General features: G+C 70.6%; 13 protein-coding genes and 1 pseudogene. 9 read left to right on the top strand and 5 right to left on the bottom strand.

The features are described from left to right. Both MKK52_RS26790 and MKK52_RS26785 read left to right on the top strand, forming a co-directional pair. Positions 1-735: pseudogene (locus MKK52_RS26790) on the top strand (sugar transporter); the annotation flags it as partial. Between the two features lie 112 nt (positions 736-847). Next, positions 848-1,972, top strand: coding sequence for a branched-chain amino acid ABC transporter substrate-binding protein (locus MKK52_RS26785; protein ID WP_243959713.1), 1,125 nt, complete (start codon positions 848-850; stop codon positions 1,970-1,972). 49 nt (positions 1,973-2,021) lie between these two features. On the opposite strand, the gene MKK52_RS26780 is transcribed toward MKK52_RS26785, so the two are convergent. Beyond that, positions 2,022-2,600: a tyrosine phosphatase family protein gene (locus tag MKK52_RS26780; RefSeq protein ID WP_243959711.1), complete on the bottom strand. Its 579-nt coding sequence runs from the start codon at positions 2,598-2,600 to the stop codon at positions 2,022-2,024. A gap of 209 nt (positions 2,601-2,809) precedes the next feature. Here MKK52_RS26780 and MKK52_RS26775 point away from each other — a divergent pair, with 209 nt between their 5' ends. The 6 genes from MKK52_RS26775 to MKK52_RS26750 all read left to right on the top strand — a co-directional run bounded on the left by MKK52_RS26775 (position 2,810) and on the right by MKK52_RS26750 (position 9,852). Further along, entirely contained in the window at positions 2,810-3,940 is a 1,131-nt protein-coding gene (locus MKK52_RS26775) for a TRAP transporter substrate-binding protein (protein WP_243959709.1), read from the top strand. 60 nt (positions 3,941-4,000) lie between these two features. Continuing rightward, positions 4,001-5,416 (top strand): phosphatase PAP2 family protein, encoded by a 1,416-nt coding sequence (locus tag MKK52_RS26770; RefSeq protein WP_243959707.1) that lies wholly within the window; start codon positions 4,001-4,003, stop codon positions 5,414-5,416. Between the two features lie 461 nt (positions 5,417-5,877). Further along, positions 5,878-7,266 carry a deoxyribodipyrimidine photo-lyase gene (locus tag MKK52_RS26765; RefSeq protein WP_243959705.1) on the top strand — a complete coding sequence of 463 codons (1,389 nt, stop codon included), beginning with the start codon at positions 5,878-5,880 and terminating at the stop codon, positions 7,264-7,266. Positions 7,267-7,420: 154 nt separating this feature from the next. Further along, on the top strand, positions 7,421-8,701 hold the full coding sequence (locus MKK52_RS26760; RefSeq protein WP_409564754.1) for a chloride channel protein: 1,281 nt from the start codon (positions 7,421-7,423) through the stop codon (positions 8,699-8,701). Between the two features lie 112 nt (positions 8,702-8,813). Then, positions 8,814-8,993, top strand: coding sequence for a DUF1328 domain-containing protein (locus MKK52_RS26755; RefSeq protein WP_238247486.1), 180 nt, complete (start codon positions 8,814-8,816; stop codon positions 8,991-8,993). A gap of 4 nt (positions 8,994-8,997) precedes the next feature. Continuing rightward, entirely contained in the window at positions 8,998-9,852 is an 855-nt protein-coding gene (locus MKK52_RS26750; RefSeq protein WP_243959701.1) for an SDR family oxidoreductase, read from the top strand. A gap of 10 nt (positions 9,853-9,862) precedes the next feature. On the opposite strand, the gene MKK52_RS26745 is transcribed toward MKK52_RS26750, so the two are convergent. Further along, positions 9,863-10,822, bottom strand: a complete 960-nt coding sequence (locus tag MKK52_RS26745) for a cation diffusion facilitator family transporter (protein ID WP_243959699.1) — start codon at positions 10,820-10,822, stop codon at positions 9,863-9,865. Positions 10,823-10,944: 122 nt separating this feature from the next. Here MKK52_RS26745 and MKK52_RS26740 point away from each other — a divergent pair, with 122 nt between their 5' ends. Then, positions 10,945-11,376 (top strand): HIT family protein, encoded by a 432-nt coding sequence (locus tag MKK52_RS26740; RefSeq protein ID WP_243959697.1) that lies wholly within the window; start codon positions 10,945-10,947, stop codon positions 11,374-11,376. Between the two features lie 16 nt (positions 11,377-11,392). Here the strand turns inward: MKK52_RS26740 and MKK52_RS26735 are convergent, their stop codons facing one another. The 3 genes from MKK52_RS26735 to MKK52_RS26725 all read right to left on the bottom strand — a co-directional run bounded on the left by MKK52_RS26735 (position 11,393) and on the right by MKK52_RS26725 (position 14,258). Beyond that, positions 11,393-11,779 carry a PilZ domain-containing protein gene (locus tag MKK52_RS26735; RefSeq protein ID WP_243959695.1) on the bottom strand — a complete coding sequence of 129 codons (387 nt, stop codon included), beginning with the start codon at positions 11,777-11,779 and terminating at the stop codon, positions 11,393-11,395. 80 nt (positions 11,780-11,859) lie between these two features. After that, positions 11,860-12,090, bottom strand: coding sequence for a hypothetical protein (locus MKK52_RS26730; protein ID WP_243959693.1), 231 nt, complete (start codon positions 12,088-12,090; stop codon positions 11,860-11,862). Positions 12,091-12,194: 104 nt separating this feature from the next. After that, the gene (locus MKK52_RS26725) at positions 12,195-14,258 is read right to left on the bottom strand and encodes an NAD(+) synthase (RefSeq protein ID WP_409564750.1); all 2,064 of its coding nucleotides are present in this window, start codon (positions 14,256-14,258) and stop codon (positions 12,195-12,197) included. Positions 14,259-14,316: the final 58 nt, after the last annotated feature.

Raw genomic sequence — 14,316 nt, 5'->3', positions numbered from 1 at the left:
CCGCAGGACGTGCAGGCGCTCATCGAGAACGAACTCGCCGGCAAGGCCATCCAGCCGCAGGTGCTCGTCTCCGTCACCAAGCCGATCTCGCAGACCGTCACCGTGACCGGCGAGGCCGTGGCCGGCGCCCGCCTGCCGCTCACCGGCCACGGCGACCGCCTGCTCGACGTCATCGCCACGGCGGGCGGCGTGCGCTCGCCGGTCTCCGAAACCTTCGTGCGGCTGTCGCGCGGTCCCGTGACGGCGACGGTGCCGCTGACCACGGTGGTGTCGAACCCGAAGGAGAACATCTACCTGCGGCCCAACGACGTGCTGACGCTGGTGCGCGACCCGCAGACCTTCCTGGCGGTGGGGGCGCTCGGCAACTCGACCGAACTGCCGTTCTCGGCGGACGGGATCACCCTGGCGCAGGCCCTGGCCAAGGCGCGGGGCCTGTCGGACTTCCAGGCCGACCCGGCCGGCACGTTCATCTTCCGGTTCGAGCCGGCGGCGATCGTGCGGCGTCTTGCGCCGGGCTCGAAGCTGACGGGCACGCCGCTGGTGCCGGTGGTGTACCGGATCGACATGCGCGACCCCAACAGCCTGTTCACGGCGCAGGCGTTCCGGATGCGCAACCGCGACCTGATCTACGTCTCGAACGCGCCGTTCACCGAGATCCAGAAGGTGCTGGGCGTCTTCACCAGCGTCACCGGCCCTGTCGCCTCGGCGGCGGCCGTGTACACCTACGCGAAGTAGCCGAGGGATACGGAAAAGAAATCGCGTTCTGGCAAGACCTCGCGTAAGGGCTGCGGCTCGTGGGCCGGAGGCCCCGCCCGCAACCTGCGAAGAGGGTGCTGAGCAGAGCCCGATGAAAGCCGGACGTGTCGTCCCCGCCCGCGGGCTCCTCGCCGCCGCGTTGCTCGTGTCCAGCCTGTGCCTCGCCCGGCCAGCCTGCGCCGACGTGACCGTCGGCGTCGCCGTGCCGCGCTCGGGCCCCTACGTCGCCGTGGGCGAGCAGGTGCTGCGCGGCGTCGAGGCGGCGGCCCGGGAGGCCAACGCCATGGGCGGGCTCGACGGGCAGCCGGTCGTCCTCGACGTGCAGGACGACGCCTGCGATTCGAATTCCGCGACGGCGGTGGCCAACCACTTCATCCGCTCGAACGTGCGGCTCGTGGTGGGCCATGTCTGCTCGAACGCCTCCATCGCCGCCTCGGACCTCTACGCGGCCAATGGCATCGTGATGATCACGGCGGCCTCCGTGGCGGCCAAGCTGACCGACCGGGGCCTGCCGACGATCTTCCGGGTGTGCGGGCGCGACGACGACCAGGCCCGGCTCTCGGCGGCGGTGCTGGCCGAGCGGTTCCGCGACCGCAAGATCGCGCTGCTGCAGGACCAGGGCGCCCCCGCGCGGCTGCTCGCCGCCGCGACGAAGGACAACCTGAACCGGATCGGCGTCAACGAGGCGCTGTTCCTGTCCTTCCAGCCCTCCGAGAAGGACGACGAGGCCCTGGCCGACCGGCTCAAGGCGGCGGGGATCGAGGTGGTCTATTACGGGGGCGACGCCGCCGAGATGGGCCGGCTCGTCAAGATCGCCGCCGACCGGGGCTACCGGCCGCAATGGTTCGGCACCTCGGCCATCGCGACGCCGGACTTCGCCAAGGTGGCGGGGTCGGCGAGCAACGGCGTGCTGATGACCTTCTACCTCGACCCGAGCCGCCAGCCGGCCGCCGCCGGGGTGGTGAGGGCGTTCAAGGCGCAGGGCATCGACCCCACGGGGTCCACGATCTACGGCTACGCCGCGCTGCAGGCGCTGGTGGCGGCGGGCAACTTCGCCCATTCGACGGAGCCGCGCCCGATCACCCAGGCGCTGCACACCGAGCGGTTCGACCTCGTGCTCGGCACGGTGGGGTTCGATTCCAAGGGCGACGTCACCGCCCAGGGCTACGTCCTCTATGTCTGGAAGGACGGCAGCTTCACCCCCGCCGGCAAATAGGGATCCCAAAGGGCAAGCCCTTTGGCGGGTGCAGGGCGGAGCCCTGCGGTCAGCGAAGCGCCGCCTCGACCTCCGGCCCCCGCCCGAGCCCGCGCAACAAATCCGCCAGATGCGGCCGCACCGTCAGTTGCAAGGCGTGCAGCTGCCGCACCGCCTCGCTCAGGTCCCCGCCCCGTCCCAGCGCCGCGTCGGCGAAGGCGATCATCCGCGCGTTGGGCCAGGCGGGCTCGCGCAGGGCGTGCAGGCGCGCGACCAGCGCCCCGGCCTCCGTGTCTGGCTCGCCTTGCGCGAACAGCATCAGCAGGGCCGCCGTCGAGCGCGACAGGCCGTAATGGCAATGGACGAGGACATGGGAGGCGTCCCGCAGGTCGCCGCCGAAGGCCAGGATCGCCGCGACGTCCTCCCGCTCCGGGGGCACGAGGGTCGTGCCGTGCTTGTCGGTGCCGGGGCCGAGGCAATCGTGGAAGCGCAGGGTCGTGCGCCGATGCACGCCGTATCCCTCGAAGGCGACCGGCTCGGGCGTGCCGGGATCGAGGAGCGAGAGCACGTGGCTGACCCCGGCCTCGCCGTGCCCCGACAACTCCTCCAGGCCGCAGACGGTGTGGAGGGTGAGGGCGGGGTTGGACATCGCTGATCTCGTTCGGTCGCGGCTGCGGAATTCGGCTCGTTCTAACGTCCGGACAGCGACGAGACCTCTTACGGCCGCGCAAAGTTCCGACCGGGGCTGAACCGTCTTGGCCGGTGATCCGTTTCGAGACGAGTGTGGGCCATGCTACCGACGCCGGCCGATTCCCTGCGGCCCATTCCCTGCGCACGGACGACCAGCCCCCGGACGAGATGCCTTCGGACGATACGCACGCCCCAACCCGCCCCGCCTCCCCGGCCCGGCGGGGCCTCCTCTCGGCCGGTCTCGGCGCGGCGCTGACGGCGCCGCTGGCGGCGCCCGCCCTGGCGCAGGCCGCGCCGGACCTGCGCTGGCGATTGTCGTCGGCCTATTCGAAGACCCTCGACATCCTGTTCGGCGCCCCCGAATCGCTCAGCCGGATCGTCGCCGAGGCCAGCGACGGGCGCTTCCAGATCCTGGTCCAGGGGCCGGGCGAGCCGGTGCCGGCCGAGGGGCTGCTTGATGCGGTCGCCGCCGGCACGGTGGAGATGGGGCACGGCCCCGCCGCCCTCGCGGCGGGCAAGGACCCGACCTTCGCGCTCGCCACCGCCATCCCCTTCGGGCTCAACGCCCGCGGCCAGGCAGCGTGGTGGCAGGCGGGCGGCGCGGCCGAGCTGTTCGGCGAGATCTTCGCCAAGGCGGGCCTCGTCGGCCTGCCCGCCGGCAACACCGGCGCGCAGATGGGCGGCTGGTTCCGTAAGGAGATCAAGAGCCTCGCCGACCTGCAGGGCCTGAAACTGCGCATCGGCGGCCTCGGCGGGCAGGTGCTGACGAAGTTCGGCGTGCAGCCCCAGGCGGTGCCCGGCCCCGACCTTTATGCCGCCCTCGAATCGAAGAAGATCGACGCCGCCGAATGGATCGGCCCCTATGACGACGAGCGCCTCGGCCTGCAGAAGGTCGCCCCGGTCTACCACTATCCCGGCTTCTGGGAGGGTGGGGCGATGCTCCATGTCTGGATCAACGCCGAGAAGTGGAAGAGCCTGCCCAAGTCCTATCAGGCGATCCTGCGCGCGGCCTGCGCCCAGGTCGGCGCGGAGGTGCAGGCGAAGTACGACGCGCGCAACCCGCGCGCCCTGCGCCGCCTCGTGGCGGCCGGCGCCCAGCTTCGGCCCTTCCCGCAGGAGGTGATGGAGGCCGCGCTCAAGAACGCCAACGAGGTCTATGCCGACCTCGCCGCCAAGAACCCGGATTTCCGCCGGGTCTACGAAGCCCTGCGGGTGTTCCGGAACGAGGAGTACCTGTGGTTCCAGGTGGCGGAATACACCTTCGACAACTTCATGATCCGCGCCCGCGCCCGGGGCTGAGGCGTCACAGGCCGGTCACGCGGCGGGCCTAGGCCGCAGGCAATCCCAGCGGAGCGTAGCATGAGACATCTCCCCGCCCTCGGGCTCGCGGCCCTGTGCCTGACGGTGTCGGTTCCGGCGCTGGCGCAGAGCCAGGCCAACCTCAGCGCCTTGCGGGGCCTTGCCGCCGTCGCGCGTCTGCCGCAGAGCCCGGCGGGCCAGGCGGCCCTCGCCGCGAACCTGACGGTGACGGGCGACATCCAGAGCGGAGCCGCGAAGCAGCCGACGCTGCTGCCGCTGCCCGAGCAGCGCCTGCTGGCCCTGAAGGATTGCTTCATCACCGACGGCAACGCGACGCAGCTCGCGGACGGCCTCGGCACGCGGATCGGCGAGGCCTATCAGGCCAAGGCGCGCTATTCCGACCACAAGACCTTCACCAGCGTCTCGCCGGCCCTCGCCAAGCTGATCGGTTACACCAACACCATCACCAAGTCCGATTCGAACGCCGGCAAGTACCTCTTCGCCAACGGGACCCGGGACGGGAAGACGCCCGTCTCCGCGGAGGCGGCGGCGATCCTGGCGAACGGGGCCGTGACGGACGTGTTCGGCCGCGCCTATGGCCGCCCCGCCGGCATGCCGGGCTCGGACGCATTCGGCAACGCCCGCCCGGTGCAGACCCTGCCCGTCCTCACCGCCTACCGGGGCGAGGATTACTTCGGCCATCCGTCGCACAGCCTCGACTGGCTGCGCGGGCCGAACCAGGACCTCACCGACAGCCCGGCCTTCCCGAGCGGCCACACGACCTACGGCGCCACGGAGTCGATGCTGCTCGCGATCCTCGTGCCGAGCCGCTACCGGCAGATGGTGGTCCGCGCCGCCGAATACGGCAACGACCGGATCGTCGTGGGCGCCCATTACGCCATGGACGTGATCGGCGGCCGGGCGACCTCGCTCCACGCCCTGGCGCACCTGCTCGCCAACGATCCCGCCTATGTCGGGCAGATCCGCGTGAACCCGGCCGTGCTCGACCCCGCCAGCGCCGACACGGCCAAGACGGTTTCGCTCAGCGACTACCCGGCGGTGGTGAAGGCTGCCCGCGCCGAACTCGACGCCTTCGTCGCGCAGACCTGCGGCGCCGACATCGCCGCCTGCGCCGCGCAGGACCAGAGCCGGTTCAAGGACGAGGCTGCCAACGCCGCCTTCTACGCCTCGACCCAGACCTACGGCCTGCCAGTGGTTCACCCCGAGACGGCGGGCAAGACGGAGGACGTCGCCTCCCTCGCCCCCGAGGCCGGACACCTGCTGACGGCCGCCTTCCCGGAGCTGTCGCTCGCCGAAGCGAACCGCATCCTCACCGAGACCCAGGGGCCCGGCGGCGGCTTCCTCGACGACGGCTCGGAATTCGGCGTCTATTCCCGGCTGAACCTCTACGAGGCGGCGGGTAAAGCGGCCGCCCTCGCCGCGAGCCGGCGGAACGGCGCGGCACCCTCGCGCTGAGCGCCCAAGAAAAAAGGCCACCCCCGAGGGAGCGGCCCGAAGTCTAGGGAGGAAACGCCCAAGGAGGGCAGCGAGAGAACGACGCCATCGCGCTCTCGCAATGCAAAATTGAGTGCAGACGCGCCGGATGACAAGGGCTTTCGGCGCAAGATTTTACGCCTGGACTGGCACCGGCCAAGTTTCAGGATCGGCCGTGCTGAAAATGTCGCAGCGCAATCGCAGATCGCGAATGCTGCCCCCGCACTTCACGAAAGCTCCGAATACGGCGGAACGATAGGCTCCAGGACCTTGAGACGGTTCAGGATAGTGCGCCGTAGCCCCGGCAATCGCTAATTTCCGCCGCCGAACCCTGCGACGTCTTGTCGAGGTGGCGTCACGAAACCGCCGTCCCGGCCTGTCCCGCCTCCCCTTCTCCCCGCGCCGCCCTAGCTCGATCGAGGCGAATCGCGGTGGGGGTCGGTGTGGCGATACAGGGCGAGCGGGTCCGGGTGCTCAATGACGTGGAGCCGGACGGCGAGGGCCGCTACGTCCTCTACCTGCTGCAGCAGGCCAACCGCGCCCGGTTCAACCCGGCCCTCGAACTCGCGATCGAGGAGGCGAACCGGCTGAAGCTGCCGGTGGTGGCCTGTTTCGGCCTGCTCGACGGCAAGAGCGGCTTCCCGGAGGCCAATGCCCGGCACTACGCCTTCCTGCTTCAGGGTCTCGCGGAGGCGAAGGCGGGGCTGGAGAAGCGCGGCATCGCCTTCGTGATGCGCAAGGCCTCCCCCGCGAAGATCGCCATCGACCTCGCCGACGAGGCGGCGCTCCTCGTCCTCGACCGGGGTTATCTCGCGATCCAGAAGGCGTGGTACGCCGAGATCGGCAAGAAGGTCCGCTGCCGCATCGTGCAGGTCGAGGGCGACGTGGTGGTGCCGGTCGAGACCGCCTCGAACAAGCACGAATTCGCCGCCCGGACCCTGCGGCCGAAGCTCAACCGGCTCTGGGACACGTTCATCGAGGACCTGAAGCCCCGCCCCGTGAAGCACAAGGCGGACGCACTCGGCCTCAAGAGCGAGATCGACGTCTCCGACCCGGACGCGGTGCTGGCGGAGATGAGCCTCGACCGGGAGGTCGGGCCGGTGAAGCGCTTCGCGGGGGGCGAGGGCGAGGCGCGCAAGCGGCTGAAGGCGTTCCTGAAGGACGGGTTCGAGGGCTACGGCGCCGGGCGCAACAAGCCCGAGGCGGCGGCGGCCTCGCACATGAGCCCCTACCTGCATTTCGGGCAGATCTCCCCCGTCGAGATCGCGCTCGCCATCCGCGAGGCCAAGGCGGGGGACGACGATGACCGCGGCGCCTACCTGGAGGAGCTGATCGTCCGGCGTGAGCTCGCCATGAACCACGTGTTCTACACGAAGGGCTACGACGAGTACGACAAGGCCGTGCCCGACTGGGCGCGCAAGACGCTGGCCGACCACGCCAAGGACGAGCGCCCGCACGCCTACACGGAAAAGCAGCTCGCGGCCGGCGAGACCCACGACCATTACTGGAACGTGGCCATGCGCGAGATGCGCGAGACCGGCTACATGCACAACCAGTTGCGGATGTACTGGGGCAAGAAGATCCTCGAATGGTCGCCCTCGCCCAAGGAGGGCTTCGCCCGCACCCTGCGCCTGAACAACCGCTACTTCCTCGACGGGAGGGACGCGAACTCCTTCACCAACGTCGCCTGGGTCTACGGCCTGCACGACCGCCCCTGGCAGCAGCGCAAGGTGTTCGGCACCGTCCGCTACCAGAGCGAGAACTCGCTGAAGAAGTTCGACGCGAAATCCTATGCGAAAGCCGTGGAGAAGCTCTGCGCGGCAGAAAGCTGAACACCCTCGCGCTCCGTGCCCCGGCCCGCTAAGCCTTTTGCGACGCGGGATACGAAGGACGGCGATGACGGCGCAGCGGGAGTCGGAGACGGTCGAGAAGCGGAAGGTCCGTTCCCGTACCGGTCGCTCCATCGCCCGGCTCCGGTCCGCCTCCATGGACGCCTACCCCCTGTGGCGCTCGCGGCTGCTGTTCCTCGTGGGCGGCATCTGCGTCGGCCTCGCGGCGGTGGTGATGGCCAAGGGCGCGGACCTCGCGCAGGAGGGGTTCAAGGCGCTCACCGCCCCCTCGCCCTTCATCGCCCTGGTGCTGACCCCGGCGGGCTTCGCCCTGGCGGCGCTCCTCGCCAAGACCGTGTTCCCGAACTCGCAAGGCTCGGGCATCCCCCAGGTCATCGCCGCGCGGCACGCCCGCGACGCCCGGTTCCGCCACGGGCTGATCTCCCTGCGGGTCGGGTTCGGCAAGGTGATGGTGCTGTTCCTTGGCCTGCTCTGCGGCGCCTCGGCGGGGCGCGAGGGGCCGACGGTGCAGGTCGGCGCGGTGATCATGGCCGCCTTCGGCCGCCTGACGCCGGACCGGCTGCCGGGCCTGCTGCTGGCGGGCGGCGCGGCCGGGGTGGCGGCGGCGTTCAACACGCCGCTGGCCGGCATCGTGTTCGGCATCGAGGAGCTGGGCCGGGCCTACGAGGCGCGCTCCTCCGGGCTGATCGTGGCCGGCATCGTCGCCGCCGGCCTGACCTCCCTGTGGCTCATGGGCAATTACACCTATTTCGGCACGACGCCGGCCGTCCTGCCCCTCTCGGCCGGCTGGATCGTCCCGGTGCTCGCCGTGCTCGGCGGGCTGGCGGGCGGGGCGTTCAGCCGCCTCGTGATCCTGTTCGCCCGGGGCCTGCCGGGGCGGGCGGGCCGGTTCGTCAGCCGGCGGCCGATCCTGTTCGCCGCCGCCTGCGGCCTCGCGGTGGCCCTGTGTGGGCTCGCCACGCACGGGGCGGCCCACGGCACGGGCTACGAGGAGGCGCGGAACATCCTGCACGGCGACGCCCCAGCGAGCCTCCTCTACGCGCCGCTGAAGTTCCTCGCGACGGTGCTGAGTTCGGTGAGCGGCATCCCCGGCGGGCTGTTCGCGCCCTCGCTGGCGGTGGGGGCGGGGCTCGGGGGGATGCTGCACCCGTTCGTGCCCGACGTGCCGGTGGGCGCGGTCGTGCTCGTCGGGATGGTGGCCTACCTGACGGGGGTGCTGCAGGCGCCGATCACCAGCTTCGTCATCGTCACCGAGATGACCCAGAACCACGCCCTGATGATCCCGCTCATGGTGGCGGCGCTGATCGCGGACGCGGCCTCGAAGGCGGTCTGCCGCACCGGGCTCTATCACACCCTGGCCGAGATCATGCTGGAACGCGCCGACGTGCCGGCCGAGCCCGTCACCCGCACGGCCTGAGAATAAAGGCTTCGTTCGGGGCCCGCGCGACGGAACAGTCGCGCTTGCACGCCGGTTGAGCGTGCGAGCGTGACTCGCCCGGCTGTCCCGCCGGGCCAAGGGAGTTTGCCTGATGACCCTTCTGAAATGGGCCCTGATCTGCTTCGTGATCTCGCTGATCGCGGGTGGCCTCGGTTTCACCGGCATCGCGTCGGGCGCGGGCTCGCTGGCGCGGATCCTGTTCGGCCTGTTCCTGATCGTGGCGATCGTGATCGTGGTCATCGCCTTCGCCGTCGGGCAGGTGGTGTTCTAGCCCCATGCGCGGGCGCGTCTGCCTCGTCACGGGCGCGACGGGCGGCATCGGCTACGAGACGGCCCTCGGGCTCGCGCGTCGCGGCGCGCGGGTCGGCCTCGTCGGGCGCGATGCCGCCAAGCTCGCCGGCTGCGCGGACAGGATCCGCGCGGCGTTGCCGGAGGCGCGGGTGGACACCTACCGCGCCGACCTGTCCTCGCAGGCGGAGATCCGCCGCCTCGCGCAGGAGGTCCGTGCGGCCTGCCCGCAGCTCCATGTGCTCGTGAACAACGCGGGCGCCATCTTCGACCGCCGCGAGACGACCGTCGACGGCATCGAGCGCACCTGGGCCCTCGACCATCTCGGCTACGTGCTGCTGACCCTCGAACTCCTCGACACGATCACGGCGACGGCGGGATCGGGCGGCAAGCCGCGGATCGTCAACGTCGCCTCGGCGGCCCATTACCGGGGCCATATCGACTTCGCCGACCTCGGCGGGGTGAAGTCATTCGGCCCGATGCGCGCCTATTCGCAGGCCAAGCTCGGCAACGTGCTGTTCACCTACGCCCTGGCCCGGCGCCTCGCCGGACGGGGCATCACCGTGAACTGCCTGCATCCAGGCGTGGTCGATACGGGCTTCGCCAAGAACACGGGCGGCCTGTTCGGCATGGCCTGGAACCTCGTCCGCCCCTTCCTCATCAACCCGGAGAAGGGCGCGCGCACCTCGCTGCACGTCGCCACCGCGCCGGAGCTCGACGGCGTGACGGGGCGCTACTTCTCCCACGCCAAGCCCAAGACCTCGTCCGCGGAAAGCCGGGACGAGGCGGTGCAGGAGCGGCTCTGGCGGGTCAGCCTCGATCAGGTCGGCCGGGACGCCTGAGGCCAACGCCTCAGGCGGCGGCCGCCCGTGCGCCCTCGGGCTTGGCCTGGATCTCGATGAACACCCGCTTCACGTCCGGTTCGCTGGCCTTCAGCGCCTTGTCGAGCCGCGAGACCGTCGCCTCGACCGCCCCGGCGGTGAGGTCGTCGGCCATGTCGAGGCTGAGGTTCACGAGGATGTCGCTCGGCCCGAGATGCTGGGTCAGCACCTCGTTCACGTGCATCACCCCCGGCTCGTCGCGGACGATCTCGTTGATCGCCTCCACCAGGGCGGGGTCGGCGGCCTCGCCGATGAGGAGGCCGTGGGTCTCCACCATCAGGAACAGCGCCATCCCCACGAGGACGAGGCCGATGCCGATGGAGGCCGCCCCGTCGAGGGCCGGGTTCTCCAGGACATGCGCCAGCAGCACGCCCGTCAGCGCGATGAGCAGGCCCGCCAGGGCCGCCGTGTCCTCCGCGAGGATGGTGAACAGGCTCGGATCCTTGCTGCGCCGGATCGCGTGGATCGCCGAGTGCTTGCCCTTCTCGGCCCAGAACTGCTTCATCGCCACCGTCCACGAATAGCCCTCCGCCGCGATGGAGAAGCCCAGGATGGCGAGGTTCACGTACAGGCCGGGGATCGTGTAGCCGAAGAGGTGCGCATCCTTGTCCGGCTCGGGATGCAGCATCCGCTCGACGCCCTCGTAGATGGCGAACAGGCCGCCGCCGAGGAAGATCATCAGCGCCACGACGAAGGCGTAGAAATACACCTCGCGCCCGTAGCCGAAGGGGTGGCGGACATCGGCGGGCTTCACGGACCGCTTGAGGCCGATGAGGAGGAGGATCTGGTTGAGGGTGTCCACCACCGAGTGGACGCCCTCGGCGATCATCGCCGTCGAGCCGGTGAGGAAGCCGCCCACGAACTTCGCCGTCGCGATGGCGAGGTTGGCCCCCGCCGCGGCGTAGATCGCCCCCGTGCTCTCGTGTGCCACCCGTCGCGCCCTCCCGCGCCCGGTCGGCGCCGGGAGAGAAGGAGCTTGGCCTCGCAGCGGTTCCCATCCAGTGGACGCCCGCCCCCGCGCCGTGCATCGTGCCGGCCTGACTGGGAGGCAGCATGGCGGACACGGCCTACGACCCGAACAACGTCTTCGGGAAGATCCTGCGGGGCGAGATGCCCGCGCACACGGTCTACGAGGACGAGCACACCCTGGCCTTCATGGACGTGATGCCTCAAGGCGAGGGCCACACCCTCGTCATCCCGAAGGCGCCCTCGCGGGGGCTCCTCGACGCCGAGCCGGAGACGCTCGCCGCGCTGATGCGCAGCGTCCAGACCGTCGCCCGCGCGGTGAAGGCGGCCTTCGCCGCCGACGGGCTCACGGTCTTCCAATTCAACGAGGCGGCGGGTGGACAGACGGTGTTCCACCTGCACGTCCACATCATCCCCCGGCGCGAGGGCGTGCCCCTGAAGCGCCACGAGGGCGGCATGGCCGACCCGGCCTTGCTCGCCGCCCATGCGGAGAGGATCCGCGCGGCGCTCGCCGGCTGAGCGGGCCTCCCGCCCGTCAGATCGCGGGCGCGGCGGCCTCCATCATCTGCGCGAGGCGGCGGCGGAGGGCGGCGTTCTCCGCCTCCAGCTCGCCGACCCGGCGCAGCAGGGCGGTCATGGTCAGGTCGGGGGCGGTCTCGGGGCTCTCCGCGCCGTTGTCGAAGGTCACGCCGATCCCGTCCTCCCGGCGCCAGCGCAGCTGCGCGCGGAAGGTTCGCTCCTTCTGCGGGATGAAGAGATCGAACTTCTCCGGCAGCGTCGCGGTCTCGCTCAGCAGCAGGCGCGCGCCGGTGCTCGACATGTCGCGCACAAGACAATCGATGCTCGACGAGCCGTTGTTGAAGTGGATTCGTCCCTTCAAAAACACCCGGAGGCGGGGCTGCCTTCGTTGTTCCATGGACATGCGACGAGTTCCAATATGCGCGAACACGGCCACTGTGCCGAACGCGAGTTAAGGAATATTCGCCGTGATCGCAGACCGCCTCACGCGATGAAGCGGCGGTCGACCGTCTGGAACAGGTAGAAGCCGTTGAAGCGTACGGCGGTGTCGGCGGCGCGGCCGTCGAAGTCGAGGGGCGGACGGCAGCCGTCATCGAGCTTGCCGCCGAAGGTCCAACGGCCGGACCCGATGAAGGGCGGCACCGCACTCGATTCGGGGACGGCGCAGCACAGGCCCTCCACCTCGGTCAGCCGGAAGAGGTTGTAGTTTCGCATCGGAAACCCTCCGCTAGGCCGCCCTCGGAGGCCGATCTTCGCTGCGTTGCGAAGAATCAGCTTGACCGTGTTCATAATGGCACAATGGGCCACGTTTGTGACGGTCAGGTTTCGGGGATGTTGCGCGCCCACTCCTCCAGCCAGATGCGGGCCGACCCGTCGGACGGCGCGCGCCAGTCGCCCCGGGGCGAGAGGGCCCCGCCCGCGACCACCTTCGGCCCGTTGGGGATGGCCGAGCGCTTGAACTGGCTGAAGGCGAAGAAGCGCTTCAGGAACACACCGAGCCAGAGCCGGATCTCCGGCAGGCCGTAGGCGATGCGCTTGTCGGCGGGGAAGTCCGGCGGCCATGCGCCGCGCTCCGCGTCGCCCCAGGCATGGAGGGCGAGGAAGGCGATCTTCGACGGGCGGAACCCGTAGCGCAGGGTGTAGAACAGCGTGAAGTCCTGCAGGGCGTAGGGGCCGATGGCGGCCTCCGTGCTCTGGGGCGCCGCGTCGGCCTCCGCCGGCACCAGTTCCGGCGAGATCTCGGTGTCGAGGACGGCGCGGAGCACCCGGCCTTCCTCGGTGCTGAAGGCGTCCGTCGCAATGACCCAGCGGATCAGGTGCTGGATCAGCGTCTTGGGCACGCCGGCGTTGACGGCGTAGTGGCTCATCTGGTCCCCGACGCCGTAGGTGCACCAGCCGAGCGCCAGCTCCGATAGGTCGCCCGTGCCGATCACGAGGCCGCCCGCGTGGTTGGCGAGGCGGAACAGGTAATCGGTGCGCAGGCCCGCCTGCACGTTCTCGAAGGTGATGTCGTAGACCTTCTGCCCCGCCGCGTAGGGATGGCCCATGTCGGCGAGCATCCGCTCGGCGGCGGGGCGGATGTCGATCTCGGCGGCCGTGGTGCCGAGCCCCTTCATCAGCGCGTGGGCGTTGGCCTTGGTGCCCGCCGAGGTGGCGAAGCCCGGCAACGTGTAGGCGAGGATGTCGGAGCGCGGATAGCCCAGCCGGTCGAAGGCCTTGGCGGCGACGATCAGGGCATGGGTCGAATCGAGGCCGCCGGAGATGCCGATGACGACCTTCTTGGTGCCGGTGGCCTCCAGCCGCTGGGCGAGGCCGGCGACCTGGATGTTGTAGGCCTCGTAGCAATCCTGCGCGAGGCGGGTGGCCTCGTTCGGCACGAAGGGGAAGCGCTCCACCGTCCGCATGAGGCCGAGATCCCCGGCCGGAGGATCGACCCGGAACGGCACCCGGCGCCAGGGGCCGGGGGGCGCGGCGCGGGCGTCGTCGTCGAAGCTGCCGGCCTGCAGGCGCTCCTGGGCGATCCGGTCGAGGTCGATGTCGGCCAGCGTCGCCACCGGCTTCCAGGCGAAGCGCTCGCCCTCGGCGAGGCGCTCGCCGCATTCGTCGATGCTGGTTTGCCCGTCCCAGGCGAGGTCGGTGGTCGATTCGCCGTGGCCGGCGGCGGCGTAGAGGTAGGCGCAGGCCCCCCGCATCGAGGCCGAGCGCGACAGCAGGGCCCGCGCCTCCGCCCGGCCGACGGTGATCGGGCTGCCGGAGGGGTTGGCCAGCACCGTCGCCCCGGCGAGGACCGCGTCCATGCCCGGCGCCCGGGGCACCCAGAGGTCCTCACAGATCTCGATGCCGACCACGATGCCGGGCACATCCTGCGCCTCGAACAGGAGGTCGGTGCCGAAGGGGATCGCCTGCCCCCCGACCGTGATCGTCTCGCCCGTGATCCCGCTGCCGGAGGCGAAATGGCGCTTCTCGTAGAACTCCCGGTAGTTCGGCAGGAAGGACTTGGGCACGGCGCCGAGGAGCCGCCCGCCCTGGATCGCCAGGGCGCAGTTATAAAGACGGTGGCGCCAGCGCAGCGGCGCCCCGACGATCAGCAGCGGCCGCAGGGATTCCGTGCGCGCGGCAAGCTCGCCGGCCGCCGCCGCGACGGCGTCGAGGAGCGTCTGCTGCAACAGCAGGTCCTCGATGGCGTAGGCCGAGAGCGCCAGTTCCGGGAACACGGCCAGGGCCGCGCCCTCCCCGTGGCAGGTCTCGGCCAGGGCGAGGATCTGCTCGGCGTTGCGCGCCGGATCCCCCGGATGGCTGCGCCCGGTGCAGGCGGCGACGCGGGCGAAGCCGTGCCGGTACAATGACCGGAAGGCCGTCTGGGACTCGCTTGGGTTCGACACGTACCGGCCCGTCTCCGAAACTCCGCGCATCCTTAATATGGAGCGCCGGTTCGCTCCA

Source organism: Methylobacterium sp. J-067, from assembly GCF_022829465.1.
GTDB lineage: Bacteria > Pseudomonadota > Alphaproteobacteria > Rhizobiales > Beijerinckiaceae > Methylobacterium > Methylobacterium litchii.
The sequence above is the reverse complement of the archived record's forward strand: the minus strand, read 5'-3'. Positions and strand labels throughout refer to the sequence as shown.